We start from the raw sequence: 20,821 nt of genomic DNA on the forward strand, positions 1-20,821 counted from the left end.
CCTTCTACTTACTGATTGGCAGCGGACTGCCAGATGGCTTCGTTCATATCGGCCAGCACGTCGTTCAGTTGCTGGTCGAAAATTTGGTTGAGGCGTTTGAATCCGCCCTGCTGGCCAAACGGCCCTTCGTTGATCAGGGCTTCGTCCAGCACGATGTTCGCCTTGACCTGCTTGGACAAACGTTTGAGCCAGTCCACTTGGACTACGGTGAGTTTGCGCTGCTGGCTGATGCGTTGAACCGCGGCGTCGACTCGTTGATCAAACGGCACCAATGGGTCACCCAGCGCGGCCTGGCGCACAAAACCGAGAACTCGTGCGGCTATTTCCTGGTTGGATTTCTGCGCCCAGGCATGGGTCAGAGACTTTTCGTCGAAACCCGCACTTTCCAGCGCGATGACCAACTCCATGAGATCGCGGCGAGTCAGCTCGCGTGGGCGCTGGACCACGGCTATTAGCGCTTGCAAAGTGTTACTCCTCTCCTTCACAAAGAGAGCGAATCGATCGAGATAGTCGTCTGGGCGACCGTAGGCAGGGGCGACATCGATCAGCTCGTCTTCGTGCGTCGACACAACTAGCGGATCGACGGGCATGTCGCGCTTGCGGTCCAGCAGTTCGCCCAGCGCGACGTGGTTGGACCACCACTCGGCCAACTGTTTAATGTCCGTATTCTTCAGGAAATCGGCGAAGTCCTGCGGATTACATCCGGCTTGCTTCAAGGCATGGATTTGGGCGTCGGTCAGATGCCGCTTCTTCCGCTGCCATTTTCCAAGCAACTGTTCGCGCGCCTGCTGGGCGATGGCCTCCTGCGGGTGCGCGACGATCTCTTTGGCCAACTGGGAGAAGCCGATGCTTGGGTTCTGCACCACCGGCTTCATGCTGTTGACGGCTTCCAGATTGGCGTACAGATCCACCGCATCGAAGATGCGGAAGACCTCTTTCCCGATCTCGTCGCAACGACGGGTGGCGCGACCCAGCATCTGCTCGTACAGGATGCGACTGTTGACCCGGCGCAGGAACACGAGGTTGCTGATCGCTGGCACGTCGATACCAGTGGTCAGCAGGTCCACAGTCACTGCGATGACCGGATTAGCCTCGTTGCGATAGCGGCGGATCAACTGCAGAGGCTTGTCCGCATTACCGGTGATTTTGAGGATGGCATCGTCGTCGATGTCGATGCCTTTCGACTCAAATGCCTCCTTCAGCAGCCGCACCACCATGTCGGCATGGAGGTCGGTGGCGCAGAAGATCAAAGTTTTGTCTGGACCGGCCGGATTGAGGTGATCGGCCAGGGCTGCGCATACGACTCGATTGAAGGGTTCGGTAACGACCTTGCGGTTGAATTCACCAATGTCAAAGTCAAGCTCGTCCGGCGTATTGAACAGGTCTAGCTCTTGGGTCTTGGCGTTATAGACCGCCACCTCCTCGCCGACCTCGTAGTGAATGCCCGATTCGCTGAGCTTTGTACGAATGCGCTGGGCCGGGTCGTGGTCGATAAGATGGCCATCCAACGCGGCTTCACGGTAGGAGTAGACAAATGCTGGTGGACCGAAGATCTCCGTGGTGTGCAAGGCGGGAGTGGCGGTCAAACCGACCTTTACCGCGTCGAAGTGGTCGAGCACCCGGCGGTACTTGGAGATGTAGTCGGACTGATCGCGGAATTGGACCTCGACCTCGCTCATCTCTCGGTCTAGCAGGTAGCCGCGATGACATTCGTCGACCACGATGCAGTCGTAGGCATCGACCGGCAGGCCGTCGTCTTCTGCGTACAGGATGCGTTTGACGAGCCCCTGTATCGTGGCGAGATGCACTTTGGTATCGGCTTCGGGTTGCTGCTCATCGATCTCCTTGATACCGAACACTTCAGCGAACCGCTGCAGCGACTCCATCTGCGTTTCCTTGAACGCGTTAGCGGCTTGTTCGCCCAACGCGGTGCGGTCGACCAGGAACAGGATTCGCCGGAACCGCTGCGCCTTCAGCAACCGATAGACGAGAGCAATGCAGGTCTTGGTCTTGCCGGTTCCGGTCGCCATCGCCAGCAGCACGCTTTGTTGACCAGCCCTGATGGCGTCTTCGGTGGCCAGGATCGCTCGCCGTTGGTAATCCCGTAGTGGGAATCCAAACTTGAAGCCGATGGTGTCGAGCTTCTTCTCGGCCCCGTCGATGTCCTGCTTCAGCAGCTCACGGATGCCCTGCGGGGTGTACCAGCCGTCGAGCGCCTTGCGGTGGTTGGTTGAGCGCCGCAAGTCGCAGAACCAGATACCACTGATTTCCTTGAATTGCTGCTGGAACGGACGGCCGTTGGTCGCAAAGACCAACGGCACGCGAAACTGCCCCCACTGCGTCGGCATCAAGGCACCGGATTCGTCCCGCGCATCTTTGGCGTAGCGACGGGCCTGGTCGATGCTCGATGACACGCGCTTGGCGCTGCGTTTGGCTTCAACCACGGCCACGCACTCGGCGCCGACGAACAGGGCGTAATCTGCCGGACCGCTAGCGGTGGGCCACTCTGCGATGGCAAGGTACCGGCCGGGTTCGGGCCGAGTGCCGGCGCTGTACCGGAGCTGGGCGGAATCGGCTTCCCAGCCAGCCTCTCGCAGCTGCTGGTCGATCAGCTCGCGCGTCGCCTTTTCGTCCAGCTGGATCTGGCTGGCGGCTTGATCCGCCTGGGTCATCAGCTGATACAGGAACTCCTTCGGCTTCTCCGCAGCCTTGGTCTGCAGCGCCGCGAGCTGCGTGACAGACTCGGCTTGCACCTGACTGAGCCGGGCTTCCAGTGCATCCACAGTCTGGCTGCCATCGACGGCCAGGGCTTCCCACAGCTTGACCTCTTCCTTGGCTTGTTCGGCCAGTTGCTGCGCCGTCTGAGCGCGCTCGGTCTCAGCCTGGAGCTGTTGCCGCAACTCGGTGAGCTCGGCCTTCAGTGCGGCAGACTCGTCTGCTGGCGGCTCGGGCGGGATGAATGCACCGCCCTTGAAGTTGGGGTCGGCGAAGCTCCGGTGGAACCAAAAACCGAGCTGAGTCGCGATCTTCAGGCCCTGCAATGCGGTCCGATGATCACCGACAAACTGGTGGCTCGCCTCGTTGCCCGCCTTGCGCAGCCAGTGGAACAGATCCGCGGCGTCGCGGGGGAGCCAACCCGCCCCCTTCAGCCGCGACAGCAAGGCGGCTTGGTTGTCCTCGCCGGGGGTATAGATAGCCGCCCGCGCAGCCACCTGTTGGGCCATCAATTCGCCGAACTGGCGAAGCTTAAGCAGGCAGGTGTTGGGGTCTTCGGCAAAATAGCGCTCAGCGCCCGCGCCGAGTAAGGCCAGATCGGCCTGCAGGCGAACCAGATGCATGAAATTTGAGCGGCGCTGGGACATCCCCGGCCCCCTTAAGTCGGCCCTAGTCTCACATTGAGGCAGGAAAGTGTCACCGGAGCGCCTCGCCGGCCCACTTAGTCGCGACTTACTGGCGACACCCCAATCTGCACACCATGTGCACACACAGCTCGCATATAGCCACTTTCCCTAGAGATTTTCGCATTCCTTTGTCCAGTTCATCGCCGGGGCGACGGACAGTTTCAACGCCTCTGGGGCGATGATTTCTCTCGAAATATCAGCCATTTACGGGAAATCCCCTGTAGGTTTCCACGCGAACCGGTCCGCTGGTCGCCGAACCGGAGCAGCGCCGACGGAAGCAGCCATGCAGGGCGCGACACACGGCCCGCGCGGAGGAATCGCGCCCATTATCCGTCGAAAGCCCTCCGAGATCCAAACTCGGAGCGCGGAGGGATAGTCACGACGACGGGCAACGCCAGGAGTCGAGCCGGACGCACCGGCCGAATCCCAGCCCCCTGAACGACGCGGGTGCCGGGCCTGCCGATCCCTACGCCCGTCGCGGTGTCTCGCCACCGGCATCGACCGCGCCGGAACAGCCCATCGGCCGCATGCGGCCTCTCGCCGCCCCTTGCCGCTCGCTGCGCCTCGACACTCACGCTTCGATCCGAATCGCCATCGCCTCGCGAAAAAGACGTCGAATCGATTTGTGACGCGCCTCGCGATCGGGGCACGCGCCGCAGCCGAAATGCGGCACGCGACCGGAAGTTCGGCCACTACGGCGATCGCAAAGATTACTCTGAGGCCCGTACGAACCACGATGCGCGCTGCATCGTCCTACCCGGCATGGCCGGCGCGCGATCGCGCGCTCCGATATCGCTGCCGCATGGCGCTTGAGTCGCCCCGCATCGTTACGACCAGCACCGGACCGAACGCTGCGCACGGAGCGCCGCAGCGGCGATGGTTGAACTTTCCGCCGGCCGCCACGCTCAAAACCGAATCGAAACAGGAAGCTACGATGGGAAAGAACGACAAGAACAATGTGATCGAACAGGTCGAGCGGGAATTCGTGACGCCGGAACACCGCGCCGCGATCGAAGAAGCCTCGCGCAAGGGAAATTTCGCCGTCAGCTTCAGGGCGGCGGGCGCGGCGACCCTGGCCGCGCTGGAGCAAGGGGCGGCGGCGAAAGGACACGACATCCTCGAGAAGACCATCAAGGCGTCTTCGATCGCCAAGGCTTATCCGGAGAACTCGGCGGACATGCTGCAGAAAGTCCGCGATGCCGGCATCGAGGGCTATGTCGGCCACTGGGACAAGACCAGCGGAGAACTCAAGGGCCTCTACCTCAGCAGCGGCCACGGGCTGGGCGAGCAGGTGCAGGGCAAGATCTACCCGCTCGACATGAACCGGCTGGACGAGTCGCTGGCCGCGCTCAAGGCGCAGCCGGACTGGAAGGCGCTGCCGTTCACCGGCGACTACGACATGCACGACATGCTGACCTTCCGCGGCGCGGGCCGGCCGCATACGCCGCTGGTCGGGTCCAAGGAAGAAAAGCAGATCATCGACAAGATCAACGAGGAAGTGGCCAAGGTCGACGGCAGGCGCCCGTTCGGCGATACCGAGCACAACGTGATCCGCCACGGCCCGCAGGTCAATTTCCCCAGCTACATGATCGACCACGAAGCCTCGGTGGTGAAGAAGGACGGCGGATTCGTCGGCGCCGTCGCCAAGCCGGGCGAATTTCCGGTCGCGTTCGTCAACCGCGGCAACTGGGCGGTGCTCAACAACGCCCAGGAGTTGTCCGAGTACTACAGCAAATCCGGCGCGGTGCTGAAGGAAACCTGGAAGCCGGATGGGGTCAGGTCGTTCGCCGACGCGGACAAGCCGGGCATGGTGAAGTTCGGATGGAGCAGCGACCTGCCGTCCAAACCGCCGGTCCCCAAGGCTTCGAACCCGGCCGAGGACCTCTCGCAGAGTCTGGATCGCATGCTGTCCGCCGCGCACAGCGGCGATCGCGAAGCGCTGCGCCAGGCGACCCAGCAAGCCGCCGCGGCGACCCCGGGCCGCGAGCTGCGCAACGAGGCGGTGGCGACGGTCGACCGGCAGGAGCAGCAGGCGCGCACCCAGCAAACACCCGAGCAAGCCGCGCCGCAGCAACCCGCCGACCATACAGCGCCCACGCGTATCGGGCCGCGCATGTAAGTTGACCCCGGCCCGGGCACCAACGCTGCGCCGCTCCGATCGGGCGGCCAGCGTTGCGACGGCGTCGCACCGGTTACCCGCTCAAGCGCAAGGCCATGCCGAATCCGATCTCGCCCCGTCTCGCCGCGATCGTCGCCGCCCTGCCCTTGCGGCCCGGCCTGCGCGTGCTCGAAATCGGCTGTGGGCCGGGCGCGGCCGCGCGCGCGGTGCTGGAACGGATCGGCGACGGGAAGGTGCTGGCGATCGACCGTTCGGCCAAGGCGATCGCCCAGGCGCTGGCCGGGTCGGGCGAACGGCTCGCCGGCGGGCGGCTGGAGTTTCGCCGGGTCGCGGTGGAGGACCTGGTGCTGGGAGACGACGAGGCGCGCTACGACCTGGCGTTCGCGGTGCGCGTCGGCGCGTTCGACGGGCGCCACCCGCAGGCCTGGGAACCGGCGCTGGCGCGGATCCGCGCCGCCCTGGCGCCGCGGGGCCGATTGTTCGTCGACGGCGGAAATCCCTTGCGCGAAATCCGTTTGCCGCCGCGGCGCCCTTTGGCTTAGGCGAACACGCGCGTCGCCCAAGCGCTTGCCGGGCAAAGCCCATTCCGCTGGAAGGCGACCGATCAGGCTCGGAGCGGTGCGGCGCAGCCGCTCAACGCCGTCCCGATTCGAGCCGCTCTTGTTCCTGCCGGCAGTTCGGCGACACATGGTGGATATAGGTCGCTCGCTCCTGCTCGCCACCGCCGCGCGCATGCTCGGAGGCTTGCTGGTACTGCTGTGCGCACAAGGGCGACAACTCGGCCACGCCGAGACCGTCGCCGCTGGCGCAAGCGGACGACAACATCGCAGCGGACAGCGCCGCCGCGCCGAATAGGACTCGATTCATGCTCGTTTGGCTCGCGTCGATCGGGATGGCCGTCGATCTTAGGCCACCCGCACCGCTCAGGCGGGCGCGCTCCGCGAACGGAGGTCGGCGGTGATTCACTCCGCCATCCGCGGCAAAAAACACACTATCCGTAGCCGATGTCGCACGCACTCGATCGCTCGTGCGCCGCACGGCGCGACCGCCGCCCGGCCGACCGCAGACACGGCAGCGAATCGCGCCCCGCATCGGCATGCAGCGACACGAACGCATCGATACCGGCGCCCGGTCATCGGCCGGGCGTAAGTTGCGATATCCATCACGGATTCGATTTTTTTCGGCCGCGCCTAGGGTCGCCCCTGAATGCGTCTGCGCCGACGCCGCCCTAGCCTGCCTTGCATCGCGGTAACGCACCGCGCCGGCGCGCCGCAAGCGCGGCCGCCCTCTCGCCAGGAGCCCTCCCATGAGCAGCGTCGACTCCGCCGTATCCACCGCCAAAGACCGGCTCAGCCAGGGCGTGTTCGACTGGGACGTCAGCAAGGGCGATCTCGACGCGATCAGCGCCGAGGTCGACAAGCTCTCGCCGCAGGAGCGCAACGAGTTCATCGGCAAGCTCAGCGACGACGACATCAAGAACTGGACCCAGGAAATCGACGGCATGATGGGCTCGCTGAGCAAGGGCGAGCGCAGCGACCTGTTCAACAAGCTCGCCGAAGGCATGGACGCGACCCAGACCGCGCGCTTCGTGCGCGCCTTCGACGGCGACAACGGCGGCCGCGAAGCGCTGGCCGAGGCGATCGCCAGCCACGGCAGCAGCGATGCCAAGGCCGGCTTCATCGATGCGGTCAAGGGCGACATCGGCGACGAGTACAGCGCCACCCAGGGCACCTGGGGCAACGCCGAGACGGTGGCGGTCGGCAAGGTCCTGGCCAGCCTGGGCAACGACCCGGCCGCATTCCAGGAAGCGGTCGGCTCGCTGAGCGAGGAACAGCTGCAGGACGTGATGAGCGTGGCCATGGGCCGCCGCCACATCGTCGACTTCAGCGGCCGCACCGCCGGCACCAACCAGTACGACCCCAGCGCCCTGACCGGCATCCTCAACGCCGCCCAGGGCGCCGACCTGCCGACCCGCACCGCGGTGTTCGAGGCGGCGATGCCGCAGCTCAAGACCATGCAGAACGACGATGTCGGCCTGCTCGGCGCCGGCGCCAGCATCGACGGCGTGGCCCAGGCGATGGGCAAGGTGCTGAGCATGGAAGAGGCCGCCAAGGCCGGCCTGATCGACGTGCCCGAAGCGCCCCCGGGCGTGTCGATGGACGCCAACATCGCCGACACCCATAAGCACGAGTTCCCCAACCCGGGCGACATGCTGTGGTTCAAGGAACAGGTGCAAGGCGGCGGACCGTGGGACTTCAAGACCCAGGGCGCGCAGTACGAGAACTACGGCAACTTCCACTTCGGCGTGGTCGCCGCGGCGATGGACATCCCCGAGCAGATCGGCCTGCGCGGCGCCGGCTACGTGCAGATCGACTCCAACACCACCCAGGACGGCTGGGGCAAGCCCTACGACCTGGGCGACAGCAGCTACGGCGACGACCCGCGCGACCAGGCGCAGATCAAGGCCGGCTACGAGTACTACAACTCGGGCATGTGGCGGGTGTGGTCGGACTGAGCCCGGTCCGAGGCAGCGCTGCGAGAACGCCGGCCCGAGGCCGGCGTTTCCGTTTCCGGCTCCAGCGCGGCGCGCCTGCTCTATGCTTGCGCCAGCGACGCCGTCCGGCGTCGCCCGGATCCGAGGCCGACCCTCATGACGACCCACCGCCGCCGCTGGGCCGCCGCCGCCGCAGCGCTGTGTTTCGCCCTGCTCGCCGGCTGCGCGCGCGACCCGGCCGCGGCCGATGTCGAAGTCGTGCGATTGGCCTCGCCCGATGCCCGCGCCGACGCGGTGCTGACCGAAGCCAACGCCGGCGCCACCGCCAGCTTCGTGTACCGGATCCGGGTGGTCGCGCACGGCGCCGACTGGCGCGGCGTGCCGGCGTTGGCCGAGCTGCACGGCGCCACCCGCAACGCCAGCGCCTACGGCATCGACCTGCGCTGGCAGGGCCCGGACACCGTGCAGGCCGATTACCTGAGAGCGCGCCTGGTCATCGCCCAGCAAGCGACGACCGACGTCGCCGGCCGCCGCATCGCCCTGCAACTGCGCAGCGGCATCGCCAACCCGGCCGCGCCGGCCGGCGGGATGGCGCCGCGTGGGCCCTGAGTCCTTGCAGGGCTCGCGCGATCGGCGCGAAAGCGAACGCCGCCGCCGCGCCGCAGACGCTCAGGACTGCACCGTCACCCGCCACAATCGCTCGCCTTCCTGGGTCCAATCGATCTGCACCGGCAGGAATTTCTCGATCAAGCGCGCATTGCTGATCAGATGCTCGCTGATCGCCGCGGTGGTGAACTCGCCGGCCCCGGCCAGCGCCATCGGCAGCAGCAACTGGTCCGACAGGTGCTCGCCGACCGCGGCCGGCGAAGCCAGATAAGCCGAGACCTGCCGCGCCAGACCGGTCGCGACCTGCTCGGCGCTGACCCCGCGCTCGCCGAACGCGGTGAACAGCTCGGTGTGCTGGCCCTCGCCGGCGACTTGCAGGCTCAGCACGTTGGCCGGGCTGTGCGCCTGGGCGACCCGGCGCAATTGCAGCTGCGCCTCGTCCAGGCCCAGGCGCTCGCCGAGCACGCGCAACTCGCGCTGGCCGATCTCGTCGTGCAGCGCCGACAGCAGCACCGCCGCCTGCAGCCGCGGCGTCGGATCGCGCTCGACGAAGGCCTGCGCCTGCAGCGCCGCGCAGGGCCGTACCAGCGCCTGCACGCAACCGCCGCCGGCCGGGAAGAAGCCGTAGCTGCGCAGGGCGAAGTCGACCTCGACGCCGATCCGGCGCAGCGCCGGCAGATAGCTGGCGGCGATGAAGTCCGCGCTCGGCGCCAACGGGTTGTGGGTGCCGCCCTCGATGCTCAGCTCGGACGGTTCCGCGCAGCGCCACAGCGCCGGCAGCACGGTCTGCAGCACCAGCGTCGCCGAACCGGCGGTGCCGATCGAGTAGCGGTAGCGGCCGGGGCGAACTTCGCCGGGAATGAAGCGCAACTCGGTGGCGCCGAGCTGGGCGCCGTCGACGTGGGCGCGGCCGACCTGCGCCGCCGCGCCGACCGCGGTCAGATGCTGGCGCATCAGGCCCGGGCGCGAACGCTTGGCGCGGATATGCTGCATTTCGAAGGCCGTGCCCGTGCACAGGCTCAGGCTCAGGGCGGTGCGCAGCAATTGCCCGCCGCCCTCGATGCCGCTGATTTGTATCGTTTCCATCTTGCGGTCCATGACGTCCGGGCGATCATCGGCCGCCCTTGCTCCTAGTGTCTTGTCGTTGTTGCGGCGCGCTTCGCCGCCGGTTCAACCCTTCACGCACACCACCTGGCGCAGGGTATGCACGATCTCGACCAGGTCGCTCTGCGCGGCCATGACCGCGTCGATCGACTTGTAGGCGGCCGGCGACTCGTCGACCACCTCGGCGTCCTTGCGGCATTCCACGTGCGCGGTGGCCTGGGCGTGCTGTTCCAGGCTGATCCGCTTCTTGGCCTCGGTGCGGCTCATCACCCGGCCCGCGCCGTGGCTGCAGCTGTGGAAGCTGTCCGGGTTGCCGAGCCCGCGCACGATGAAGCTCTTCGCGCCCATGCTGCCGGGAATGATGCCCAGCTCGCCCTTGCGCGCGCTCACCGCGCCCTTGCGGGTCACCAGCACGTCCTTGCCGAAGTGATGCTCGCGGTTGACGTAGTTGTGGTGGCAGTTCACCGCCTCGGCCTGGGCCTGGAACGGCTTGTCGATCACCCGGCGCGCCGCCTCGACCACGTGCCGCATCATGATCTCGCGATTGCTGCGCGCGAACTGCTGCGCCCAGTCGACCGCGAACACGTAGTCGGCGTAGTGGTCGCTGCCTTCCGGCAGATAGGCCAGGTCCTGGTCCGGCAGGTTGATCATCCAACGGCGCATGTCCTGCTTGGCCAACTCGATGAAATGACTGCCGATCGCGTTGCCGACCCCGCGCGAACCGGAGTGCAGCATGAACCAGACCCGGTTCTCCTCGTCCAGGCAGACCTCGACGAAGTGATTGCCGGTGCCGAGCGTACCCAGGTGGTTCAGATGGTTGCTGCGCTCGAGCTTGGGGTGCTTGGCGACGATGCGCTCGAAGCCTTCGTGCAAGGACGACCAGCGGTCCAGCGAGGCCCGCGGCGGGTTCGCCCAGGCGCCCTTGTCGCGCAGGCCGCGGCCGACGGTGCGGCCGTGCGGCACCGCCTTCTCGATCGCCGCGCGCAGCGGACCCAACTGGTCCGGCAGATCGTCGGCGGTCAGGGTGGTGCGCACCGCGATCATGCCGCAGCCGATGTCGACTCCGACCGCCGCCGGCACGATCGCGCCCACGGTCGGTACCACCGAGCCCACGGTCGCGCCCTTGCCCAGGTGCACGTCGGGCATCACCGCGACCCAGCGGTGAATGAAGGGCAGCTTGGCGATGTTCTGCAACTGGCGACGGGCTTCGTCTTCCAGCGGCACGCCGCGGGTCCAGTGCTTGATCGGCACCGCGCCCTGCTCGTGGATGACGTCGTATTGGCTGCTCTGGGTGTTCATGGGGTTCGCTCTCTTCGTTGCGGGCGTCCGGCCCAGGCTCTTGCGAGCCCTGATGGGGATGCTGCCTGTCCGTACTTGCCCTGTACTAGAGCAATCGCCGTGCCAACCTCCCGACATGGAACACAAGCTGTTGATTAACAAAACATTTCATGCAAGACCTATCGATCGACTGGCGTTCTATCCGACCGCATTCCTATACTTTCAGATACGAACTTATATTTTTGGATAGCCCATGAAACGCCAGGTGGTGATCGGCATGCTCGGCACCCAGCTCGATGCCGGCTCCGGCGCGGGACGGTGGGAAAAGTGGCGGCCGACCGTGGCCCTGGGCATGCACGAGGACCTGTTGCTGGACCGTGTCGAGCTGCTGCTGGACGAGCGCCGCTACGGCCGGCTGGCAGAATCGGTCGTCGCCGATCTCGGCCTGGTGTCGCCGGAAACCCAGGTCCGCCGGCACGACACCTTCCTCGCCGATCCCTGGGATTTCGAAAGCGTCTACGGCGCCCTGCACGACTTCGTCCGCGCCTACCCGTTCGACACCGAGCGCGAGGACTACTACGTCCACATCACCACCGGCACCCACGTCAGCCAGATCTGCTGGTTCCTGCTGGCCGAAAGCCGGCTGTTCCCGGGCCGGCTGCTGCAGACCGCGCCGCCGCGCAAGCAAAGCGGCCAGACCCCGGGCAGCTACGCGGTGATCGACCTGGACCTGTCGCGCTACGACCGCCTGGCCCAGCGTTTCGCCGAACAGCGCCTGCACGACCGCGAGCTGCTCAAGAGCGGTATCGCCACCCGCAACGCCGCTTTCAACCGGATGATCGAGCAGATCGAAACGGTGGCGACGCGCTCGAAGTCGCCGATGCTGCTGATGGGGCCCACCGGCGCCGGCAAGAGCCAGTTGGCCAAGCGGGTGTTCGAGCTGAAAAAGCAGAAGCACCAGTTGCCCGGCCGCTTCGTCGAGGTCAACTGCGCGACCCTGCGCGGCGACGGCGCGATGAGCACCCTGTTCGGCCACATCAAGGGCGCCTACACCGGCGCCTCGGCCGATCGCGCCGGCCTGCTGCGCTCGGCCCACCAGGGCCTGCTGTTCCTGGACGAGATCGGCGAACTGGGCCAGGACGAACAGGCCATGCTGTTGCGTGCGCTGGAGGAGAAGCGGTTCCTGCCGGTCGGCGGCGACAAGGAAGTCGAAAGCGATTTCCAACTGATCGCCGGCACCAACCGCGACCTGCAGCAGGCGGTACGCGAAGGCCGCTTCCGCGACGATCTGCTGGCCCGGCTCAATCTATGGACGTATCGCCTGCCCGGCCTGGCCGAGCGCGCCGAGGACATCGAGCCGAACCTGGAGTTCGAACTGGAGCGGCATTCGCGCGAGCACCGCCATCGGGTCACCTTCAACCGCGAGGCGCGCGAGCGTTATCTGGCCTTCGCCCGCAGCGGCGAGGCGCGCTGGAGCGGCAATTTCCGCGACCTGGGCGCGTCGGTGATGCGCCTGGCGACCCTGGCCGATGGCGGCCGCATCCGCACCGACCTGGTCGAGGAGGAGATCCAGCGCCTGCGCCGGCAATGGCAGGACGGCGACGGCGGCCCCGGCTCGGGCGGGAGCTCGCTGGTCGAAGACCTGCTGGGCGCGCAAGCCGCGCAACTGGACCGCTTCGACCGGGTCCAGCTCGAGGACGTGCTGAACGCCTGCCGCGGCGCGGCCTCGCTGTCGCAGGCCGGGCGCGAACTGTTCGCGGTCACCCGCGCCCAGCGCGCCAGCACCAACGACGCCGATCGCCTGCGCAAATACCTGGCCCGCTACGGCCTGGATTGGGAGCGGGTGCGCCGACGCGATTGAGCGGACGCCACGCCCCCCGCTCCTCGGGACGCGCGCTCAGGACGCGCCGCTCAGCCCATGCTCCTCACAGCGCGCGCCTCACCGCACGCAGCTCAGAACACCCGCGCCTCGCGCAGCGCGTGGTTGGCCAGCACCGCCGCGGCGTTTTCCGGCAGGTTGCGCGGCCCGGTCACGCAGCTGACGAACACCAGCTGGCGAGTGCCGCGCCTGACTTGGCCGACCAGCCAGCGTACCGCTTCCTTTTTTTCCTGCATCACCACCGAGCCGCTCTTGGCCGACACGGTCAGGTCGGGGCGCCACGGCATCGGCCCGAACGGCGCCGCGCCGAACGAGCCGACCACCACGCCGGAAGGCTGGCGCAGCGCCGAACGCACCTCGGCCATGGCCTGGCGCTCGATCGGCAGTTCGTCGCGGAACAGCTTGAGCAGGAAACCGAGCTGCTCGTTGGGCGAAATCTTCAGCGCGCCGTCGTTCCAGAACGCCCCCGCACCGCGGCCGACGTCGCCGTTGCCGTAGCCGAAGCGGCTGAGATACTCGCGCTCGCGGGTCGGCCCGAGCCGGCCGGCGACGCCGACGAAATACGCGTCGGCCGAGTAGCGCAGCACGGTGTCCACGCCCGGCTCGTTGCCGCGCGCGGTGGTCCTCATCAAACCGGCGTCGAGCGCGGCCAGGGCGTGCGGGATGTCGAAGGTCGCGGCCGGGCTGACCTGGCGCTGGCAGGCCGGGGTCGGCGCCGGGCCGATATTGCCGGCGCTGAGGTCGTAGAGCAGAAAACAGGACTGGGTGCGCGGCTCGGCGTCGGCGGCATGCGCCGCGGTCGCGGATCCGAATGCGCAAACGGCCGACACGATGACGGCGGCGATGGCTCTCATGCCTGCGTAGCTCCTTGCTCGACGACGGGTTCGAAAACGGCGGGTCTGACGGCAGCGGGGCCGGACATCGCCGCGGGGCCCAAGGATGGCATGTCCGCCGGCCGCATTCGACCCCGGCCGCGCCCGCGCTTGACCTCGAGCACAGTCGAGGTCCTATGCTGCGCCCTTCCCTCGCCGCTGCAGGACCGCATGGCTGCCGCCCCTCCCGCTCCCGACCCCATCGCCGACGCCGACGGCGCCGCACCGGTCGACCGCGCCGCCGGCCGCCGCGGCGAGTGGTCGGTGATCGCTTCGCTGCTGCCCTACCTGCGCCCCTATGCCGGCCGCATCGTCATCGCCCTGGCCATGGTGGTCGCGGCCAAGCTGTTGAATCTGTACGTGCCGCTGGCGCTCAAGCAACTGATCGACCGGCTCAACATCCAGCCCAGCCCGCTGCTGTTGCCGGTCGGCCTGCTGCTGGCCTACGGCGCGGCGCGGGTCGGGGTGACCTTGTTCACCGAGCTGCGCCAGGTGGTGTTCGCGCGGGTGATGGCGCGCAGCTCGCGCCAGGTGACCCTGCAGGTATTCCGCCACCTGCACGGGCTCAGCCTCAAGTTCCACCTCGCCCGCCGCACCGGCGGCGTCGCCCGCGACGTCGAGCGCGGCGGCAGCGCGATAGGCGACCTGCTCGACTGGACCATCTACACCATCATCCCGGTGCTGTTCGAAGTGGTCATGGTCACCGCGGTGCTGGTGTGGATCTACGACTGGCGCTACGCCGCGATCGCGCTCGGCACGCTGGTCGCTTACGGCGCCTGGACCTTCTCGGTCACCGAATGGCGCACCCGCTACTACCGCGCTTCGGTCGAGGCCGACACCCGCGCCAACGAACGCGCGGTGGATTCGCTGCTGAACTACGAGACAGTCAAGTACTTCAACAACGAAAACCACGAGGCGCTGCGCTACGACGACAACCTGCGCCACCTGGAGAACTCCCAGGTCATGGCGATCAAGACCCTGGCCGTGCTCAACCTGGGCCAGAGCCTGGTGGTCGCGCTCGGCGTCACCGCGATGATGTGGTTGGCCGCCCGCGGCGTGGTCGCCGGCGAGATGACCGTCGGCGACCTGGTGCTGGTCAATGCCTACCTGCTGCAGTTGTCGGCGCCGCTGTTCATGCTCGGCATGATGTACCGCGAGGTGAAGCAGGCGCTGACCAACATGGAGCGCCTGTTCGGCCTGCTCGACGAGCGCCAGGACGTGCGCGACGCCGACGACGCGCAGGTGCTGGACGCGCGCCGGCCGACGGTGAGCTTCCGCGGCGTGCGCTTCGGCTACGACCCGCGCCGCGAAATCCTACAGGGCATCGACTTCGAGATCCCCGCCGGCGCCACCGTGGCCGTGGTCGGCCATTCCGGCTCGGGCAAATCGACCCTGGCGCGGCTGCTGTACCGCTTCTACGACGTCGACGCCGGCGCGATCGAGATCGACGGCCGCGACCTGCGCCGCTTGACCCAGTCCTCGCTGCGCGGCTCGATCGCGATCGTTCCGCAGGACACGGTGCTGTTCAACGACACCATCGGCTACAACATCCGCTACGGCCGGCCCGAGGCCAGCGACGCCGAGGTCGAGGCCGCGGCGCGCTCGGCCCACATCCACGACTTCATCGTCCATCAACCCGACGGTTACGACACTCCGGTCGGCGAGCGCGGGCTCAAGCTGTCCGGCGGCGAAAAGCAGCGCGTGGCGATCGCCCGCGCCCTGCTCAAGAACCCCTCGATCCTGATCTTCGACGAGGCCACCTCGGCCCTGGACTCCAAGTCCGAGCGTGCGATCCAGGCCGAACTCGACCGGCTCGCGGTCGGCCGCACCACCCTGGTCATCGCCCACCGGTTGTCGACGGTGATGGACGCCGACCAGATCCTGGTCATGGACGCCGGCCGCATCATCGAGCGCGGCAGCCACGCGCAGTTGCTGGCCCTGGACGGCGTCTACGCGCAGATGTGGGAGCTGCAGCAGCGCCAGGCCGACACCGCGCCGGCCTGAGCCTCACTCGGCGCCGGCGCCCGCTTCCCAGACCATGTACACGTCGGCGCGCCGGTAATGCGAGCCCGGCCGCGGCGCCGGGCGATGGCGGAAGCCGACGCTCTGGTACAGGCGCAGCGCCGGGCCGAGCTTGGAGCTGGATTCCAGGAACAATTCGCGACCGCCCATGTCGTGGAAAGCGTCGATCGCGCCGGCGATCAAGCGGCGGCCGATACCGCCGCCGCGCAGCGCCGGCTCCACCGCCATCTTGGTCAACTCGACCAGGCCGTCGTCGTAGCGCTTCAGGGCCACGGTGCCGAGTACCCGGTCGGCGTCGTCGACCGCGAACAGGATCCGGCCGCCGTCGTCCAGCAGGTGGGTCTGCGGGTCGCCGAGCACTTCGCGATCGATCGGCTCGACCGTGAACCAGCGCTGCAGCCATTCGATGTTGAGGCGGGCGAAATCCTCGCGCCAGCGCGGCTCGAAGCCGACCACGCGGACCGTGCCGGTGATCGCGAGCGGCGCCGGGCCTGGCCCGGAGGTATCGTCGTTCATCACCGCATCATAGACCGCACGCGGACGCTGGCCGCAGAGCGCGCAACCGGCCCGGCCGCGGGCTCGCGGCATGGGCCGCTCAGGCGCCGTTCTTGGCCGCGGCCTTGCCGCTCTTCCCTGCCGGCTTGGCGGCCGGCTGGCCCTTGTGCTTGCCCGGGTCCTTGCCCGCCGCGGCCGCCGGCGGGTAATCGCGATAGGGCCGGTTCGGGTAATCGCGGCGCAGTTCGCGGTCGATCGTGATCGGCCGGCCCCAGCGGTCGTAGGTCGGCACGAAACCGCGCTTGAGCCGGTGGAACTCGGTCGAACCGGGCTTGATCCCCAGCCGCTCGGCGACCGCGCCCCAGCCCAGGGCGTGGTCGCGGTTCCACTCGTCGACCACGTAGCGGCAGGGCCGACCCAGCACTTGGGCCAGGGCGCAGGCGTAGTAGACGTCGCCCGGAGTCCAGCCGCGGTTGCCGAGCAGGTCGCCGATCAGTTCGCGCGGCGCGCCGTAGTAGCGCACCATCTCGTCGACGAAAGGCTCGCGGTAGCGGCTGCCGTAGCGGTTGATGTCGCCGAGCCAGGCATCGACCCAGACGTCGCCGCTGCGCGGGCTCCATCCGCCGTCCGCCGGCTGCGCCGGCAGCGGGCCGGCGCCGATCAGCGCGGCGGCCGAGGCGGCGAGAGCGAAGAGATGGCGTTTGATAGCGTGGTTCATGGCGGATCTCCCGAGGTCGCGCGCCGACCCCGTCCGCGCCCGCAGGGCGCGGCGGTTCAGCGCGAGATCGTGAATTTGCCGAAGGCGACGCCGACGTCCCAACCCTGGCCGGTGCCGGCCAGGGCCAGCGACACTTCGCCCTTGGTCATGACCTGGGCCTTGCTCGAACGCACCGCGCCGGCGTGGGCCTCGGCGGTGGCGTAGCTGCCCAGGGTCTCGCCGATGTTGCGCACCCCGGAAAACTCGCCGGTGCCGTTGACGATGCGCGACTTGCCGAAGCTCAGCCCGCCGCCCTTGGCGCTGATCTTCACCGCCATGCTCTGGCCGTTGCTGCAGCTGATGGTGCCGCTGCCGGAGGAGGTCTTGTAGAACACCGACCAGCCGGACATGTTGAACTTGAGTTTGCAGTCGACCGAACCGCCCGCGCTCGCGGTGCCCGGCAAGGCGGTCGCGGCCAGCGCCAGCGCGGCGCCCAGGCCCAGGCGGTGCGACAGGCGGCGGAGGGAATGAGGACGGCGATCGTTCGAACGGCGCATGACGGGCCTCGCGGATGGGGAAGCGGCGGATGGGGACGGCTCCGGCGTCGAGCGACGGCCGGGAGCGGCAGGCTAGCACTCGCCGGCCGAAGCGGCGACGGCGCCCGAGGGCGCCGTCGCATCGCAACCGGACGGCTCAGGGCCGGACGACGATAACTCAGTCGTCGTCGCGGTCGCGCCAACGGCGGCCGTCGTAGCGGTAGTCGCGATCGCGGTCGTAACGGTCGTAACGGTCGTAACGGTGGTAGCGATCGTCGTAACGGCTGTAGCGGTAGTCGTTGCGCCGGTCGTAGCGCGGGTCGTAGTAAGTGGCCCGGCACTTGCCGTTGTGCTTGCAATCGCGCTTGTTGTAGTAGCCGTGCGCCACGCCGTACGGCGGACCCGGGCGGTAACGATGGTCGGCGTAGCGCGGCACGTTGCGGTAGTAGGTCGAGCGGCCGTAGCGGTCGCGGACCACGATCAGGCGATCGTCGTAGCCGAAGTTGCCGTAGCGGTAGTACGGGGTGTTGTTGCGGACGATGACGTCGGCGATGTCGACGATCACTCGGGCGAGGTCGTCGGCGCGCGCCGGCGCCGGCACCATGGCGACTGCGCCGAAACCGGCGGCGAGTACGAACGGTGCAAGCCAGCGGGACAGGGCGGTCATGGCAGTCTCCTCATTCGGGGGACCTGCTCTGCGGCAGGTATGGTGCGAATGTGCCTTTGCCACGGTGAACCGGCTTGGAATGGTTCCGGGGTCGCCGCCGGCCGCTCAGTCGCGGTTGGGACAACCGCCGCCGGCGCCCGCCCTCCCCGCTTCGCGCGGCCTCAGGCGGTGCGGTGGAACCGCGCGATCGCCTCGGCGACCGCGTCGGCGCCGGCGACCGTCTGCAGCCGCGGATGCTCCTGGTTCATCCCGTGCTCCATCTCGTGCGCCCAGGTCACGTGGTAGGGCATGTGCACGCCCCAGCCGCCGAGGGCGACCACCGGCTCGATGTCCGAACGCAGCGAGTTGCCGACCATCGCGAACCGCTCCGGCGCGACGCCGAACTCGGCCAGGACCCGCGAATAGCTGGCCTCGTCCTTTTCCGAAACGATTTCGATCCGATGGAACAGGTCGGCCAGGCCGCTGAGCGCGACCTTCTTTTCCTGGTGGAACAGGTCGCCCTTGGTGATCAGGACGATGCGGTGCTCGCGCGCCACCGCTTCGACCGCCTCGCGGATCCCCGGCAGCAGTTCGACCGGGTGGTCCAGCATGTCCTTGGCCAGGACCACGATGCGGTGGATATCGGCCGCGCTGATGCGCGCCTGGGTGATGTCGATAGCGGCCTCGATCATCGACAGGACCATGCCTTTGACGCCGTAGCCGAACAACGCCAGGTTGTTGCGCTCCACCGCGTACAGCCGTTCGCGGATGGCCGCATTGCCGATGTCCACCCAGGCCCCGAGGATGCGTTCGAACTCGACCGCCGCCTCCTGGTAATAGCCCTCGCTGTGCCACAGCGTGTCGTCGCCGTCGAAGCCCACCAGTTCCAACATGATCCCGCCCTGTTCGATGGCGGGCGGCACGCGCCCGCCGGGAAGCGACCCGCACCCTCGACGGGACGGATCGCAGAGCGACGATTATCGCCCAAGCCCACCCGTCCCGCCTGTGCGGCGCCGGGCGAACCGGCCCGGCTGGGCGGGCGCTACGGAACGGGCGGCATTACAACCGGCGGCACGAGTTGCAGGCGGGCCCGCGCCCGGACGACCGCCGGAACGCCGCCGCCCCGTACGGGCGACGTTCCGGTGGCGGCCGCCGGGCCGCAGCCGCGGACCCGCCTGCGCTGCTCGCAACCCCGGCTCAGTCCGCGCCGTCGAGACGGAAGTCGTTGCGCCGGCCGAGCTTTTGGTGCCGCTCGACCTGGGTTTTCACGTAACGCGAGATCATCGTCGACAACTCGCTGTCCGGGCCCAGGGCGCCGATCACGCTCTGCCACATGCCGCGGTAGATCCAGCGATTGCTGCGCACGTAGTTCTTGCGCCAGGGCCCGTAGACGGCTTGCGGCAGTTCGGTCCAGAACCGGCCGGTGGCCATGACCCAAAGCGCGGCCTCGACGAAACGCCGCGCGTCCTCGGTATCGGTATTGCGGGTATAGACGGTGCGCGGCAGCACGGCCTCGATCGCCGCCCACTGCTTCGCGTCCAGCCGGGTGTAGATGGATTCTTCGTGTTCGTCGGGAATCATCGCGGCGATCTCCGGTTGATCCACGACGTCGTCAACATGATCGTTATAGGAATGGATAGTGCACACGGCGTTCTACTTCTGTTTCGAGGTCTTATGGGGGAGTCCGGCGGCGCAGCGGCGGGCGATGTCCCGTTCGCGATGCGGATCGGACGACTGGACGCAGTGCATGACCTCCCTGGAATCGGACTGCTTCGATTCGGGCAGCGGCCGACGATGGTCGGCGACATTCGCGGTGGCCGGCGCCTCCAAGGCCGGCATGGACGTTCGGGCTGCGCCTGCCTTCCATGGCGCTGTTTCAGTTGAGCCTGCCGGCACCGACGTGTATGGGAGATTCCTTCCCCCGTGTCGCGACCGGACCCACTGATCCGCTTTCCTCACGGCTTCCAACAACAGCTTCGGCGACAGGGGTCTCCACCCGATTCCCGCCCCTGCGCTCGTTCGCATCGCCGATCGACTCGACGAAGCCCCGTTGCTCGCACCCTCGCCGGAGCACACTCCGGTACGCAACGCGAAATCGAACCAACTTCCGATTGCGAGTGAGAAATCGAAACCAAGCAGCGAAAGCCTGCGTTCTACCGAAGGCGATTCGAAATGAAAAATTGATATGTGCATCGGCATGTACATGTTCACAACTATTTGACGTCGCTGTCTTTCACAGGGCAAAGCGACACCGTGAATACGGCATCCCGCAGGACACGCGTACTCTTCTGGGATTGACAACGATTACCAGACGCTACCGTTCTTTATCGGCGAACAACTTGGAACATTCGTCCAAACGCCGTCGTCGTTTTTTTCGCGAGCGAATCCCGCTCGATTCGAGATCGGCCCCGATAGAGCCATGGAGCAAACCTGCGCCAGCCGAGCGGAAATCCTCCCGGCCATGCGGCTGAGGTAACCGAAGATAATCCAGGCGGGCAGTCGAACCGGCAAAACGAATTGGGACTGCTATCGCACTGTCTTCGCAAAACCGCGAACCGTCGCCACGATTCGCGCGTGTCGTCGTCCGAGCGAGGTCGCGCGCCCGCACGCTCGCGCCGACCACGAGACCGGGCAGGCCATGCGACGAGATTGACGGTGGATGGGAGTGGCTC

General features: G+C 67.4%; 17 protein-coding genes. 6 read left to right on the forward strand and 11 right to left on the reverse strand.

The genetic code is table 11. The annotated features are described in order from the left end of the window. Nucleotides 1–8: 8 nt before the first annotated feature. On the reverse strand, nucleotides 9–3,362 hold the full coding sequence (gene hsdR / locus AC3A57_RS18650) for a type I restriction-modification system endonuclease (protein ID WP_487580282.1): 3,354 nt from the start codon (nucleotides 3,360–3,362) through the stop codon (nucleotides 9–11). 664 nt (nucleotides 3,363–4,026) lie between these two features. On the opposite strand from hsdR, the gene AC3A57_RS18655 reads away from it, so the two are divergent. Continuing rightward, complete coding sequence (locus tag AC3A57_RS18655) at nucleotides 4,027–5,520, forward strand: hypothetical protein (protein WP_487580283.1); 1,494 nt, start codon at nucleotides 4,027–4,029, stop codon at nucleotides 5,518–5,520. A 95-nt stretch (nucleotides 5,521–5,615) separates the two neighbouring features. Then, nucleotides 5,616–6,062, forward strand: coding sequence for an SAM-dependent methyltransferase (locus AC3A57_RS18660; protein WP_487580284.1), 447 nt, complete (start codon nucleotides 5,616–5,618; stop codon nucleotides 6,060–6,062). Between the two features lie 91 nt (nucleotides 6,063–6,153). On the opposite strand, the gene AC3A57_RS18665 is transcribed toward AC3A57_RS18660, so the two are convergent. After that, complete coding sequence (locus AC3A57_RS18665) at nucleotides 6,154–6,387, reverse strand: hypothetical protein (protein WP_221669938.1); 234 nt, start codon at nucleotides 6,385–6,387, stop codon at nucleotides 6,154–6,156. Nucleotides 6,388–6,826: 439 nt separating this feature from the next. On the opposite strand from AC3A57_RS18665, the gene AC3A57_RS18670 reads away from it, so the two are divergent. Together AC3A57_RS18670 and AC3A57_RS18675 are read left to right on the forward strand one after the other, a co-directional pair. Further along, the gene (locus AC3A57_RS18670; protein ID WP_487580285.1) at nucleotides 6,827–8,035 is read left to right on the forward strand and encodes a polymorphic toxin type 44 domain-containing protein; all 1,209 of its coding nucleotides are present in this window, start codon (nucleotides 6,827–6,829) and stop codon (nucleotides 8,033–8,035) included. A 135-nt stretch (nucleotides 8,036–8,170) separates the two neighbouring features. After that, complete coding sequence (locus AC3A57_RS18675; RefSeq protein WP_487580286.1) at nucleotides 8,171–8,623, forward strand: hypothetical protein; 453 nt, start codon at nucleotides 8,171–8,173, stop codon at nucleotides 8,621–8,623. Between the two features lie 60 nt (nucleotides 8,624–8,683). Here the strand turns inward: AC3A57_RS18675 and rtcA are convergent, their stop codons facing one another. Both rtcA and AC3A57_RS18685 read right to left on the reverse strand, forming a co-directional pair. Beyond that, entirely contained in the window at nucleotides 8,684–9,706 is a 1,023-nt protein-coding gene (gene rtcA / locus AC3A57_RS18680; RefSeq protein WP_487580287.1) for an RNA 3'-terminal phosphate cyclase, read from the reverse strand. Nucleotides 9,707–9,790: 84 nt separating this feature from the next. Continuing rightward, nucleotides 9,791–11,023 carry an RtcB family protein gene (locus AC3A57_RS18685; protein ID WP_487580288.1) on the reverse strand — a complete coding sequence of 411 codons (1,233 nt, stop codon included), beginning with the start codon at nucleotides 11,021–11,023 and terminating at the stop codon, nucleotides 9,791–9,793. A gap of 232 nt (nucleotides 11,024–11,255) precedes the next feature. On the opposite strand from AC3A57_RS18685, the gene rtcR reads away from it, so the two are divergent. Then, nucleotides 11,256–12,863 carry an RNA repair transcriptional activator RtcR gene (gene rtcR / locus AC3A57_RS18690; RefSeq protein ID WP_487580289.1) on the forward strand — a complete coding sequence of 536 codons (1,608 nt, stop codon included), beginning with the start codon at nucleotides 11,256–11,258 and terminating at the stop codon, nucleotides 12,861–12,863. A gap of 92 nt (nucleotides 12,864–12,955) precedes the next feature. Here the strand turns inward: rtcR and AC3A57_RS18695 are convergent, their stop codons facing one another. Beyond that, a complete protein-coding gene (locus AC3A57_RS18695; protein WP_487580290.1) occupies nucleotides 12,956–13,735 on the reverse strand; it encodes a penicillin-binding transpeptidase domain-containing protein in 780 nt (259 codons plus the stop codon). 189 nt (nucleotides 13,736–13,924) lie between these two features. Between AC3A57_RS18695 and AC3A57_RS18700 the strand changes: the two genes are divergently transcribed. Further along, entirely contained in the window at nucleotides 13,925–15,757 is a 1,833-nt protein-coding gene (locus tag AC3A57_RS18700; RefSeq protein WP_221669945.1) for an ABCB family ABC transporter ATP-binding protein/permease, read from the forward strand. Nucleotides 15,758–15,760: 3 nt separating this feature from the next. Here AC3A57_RS18700 and AC3A57_RS18705 read toward each other — a convergent pair whose 3' ends face one another. The 6 genes from AC3A57_RS18705 to AC3A57_RS18730 form a co-directional block, all read right to left on the reverse strand. Beyond that, a complete protein-coding gene (locus AC3A57_RS18705) occupies nucleotides 15,761–16,291 on the reverse strand; it encodes a GNAT family N-acetyltransferase (RefSeq protein ID WP_487580291.1) in 531 nt (176 codons plus the stop codon). 79 nt (nucleotides 16,292–16,370) lie between these two features. Then, entirely contained in the window at nucleotides 16,371–16,988 is a 618-nt protein-coding gene (locus tag AC3A57_RS18710) for a hypothetical protein (RefSeq protein ID WP_487580292.1), read from the reverse strand. Nucleotides 16,989–17,044: 56 nt separating this feature from the next. After that, entirely contained in the window at nucleotides 17,045–17,524 is a 480-nt protein-coding gene (locus tag AC3A57_RS18715; RefSeq protein ID WP_487580293.1) for a hypothetical protein, read from the reverse strand. A gap of 157 nt (nucleotides 17,525–17,681) precedes the next feature. Continuing rightward, nucleotides 17,682–18,170 (reverse strand): hypothetical protein, encoded by a 489-nt coding sequence (locus tag AC3A57_RS18720; RefSeq protein ID WP_487580294.1) that lies wholly within the window; start codon nucleotides 18,168–18,170, stop codon nucleotides 17,682–17,684. 161 nt (nucleotides 18,171–18,331) lie between these two features. Further along, complete coding sequence (locus tag AC3A57_RS18725; protein ID WP_221669949.1) at nucleotides 18,332–19,042, reverse strand: HAD family hydrolase; 711 nt, start codon at nucleotides 19,040–19,042, stop codon at nucleotides 18,332–18,334. Between the two features lie 304 nt (nucleotides 19,043–19,346). Beyond that, a complete protein-coding gene (locus tag AC3A57_RS18730) occupies nucleotides 19,347–19,754 on the reverse strand; it encodes a transposase (RefSeq protein ID WP_487580295.1) in 408 nt (135 codons plus the stop codon). Between the last annotated feature and the right edge of the window lie 1,067 nt (nucleotides 19,755–20,821).

It is taken from the genome of Lysobacter sp. Soil_C_15 (assembly GCF_057657315.1).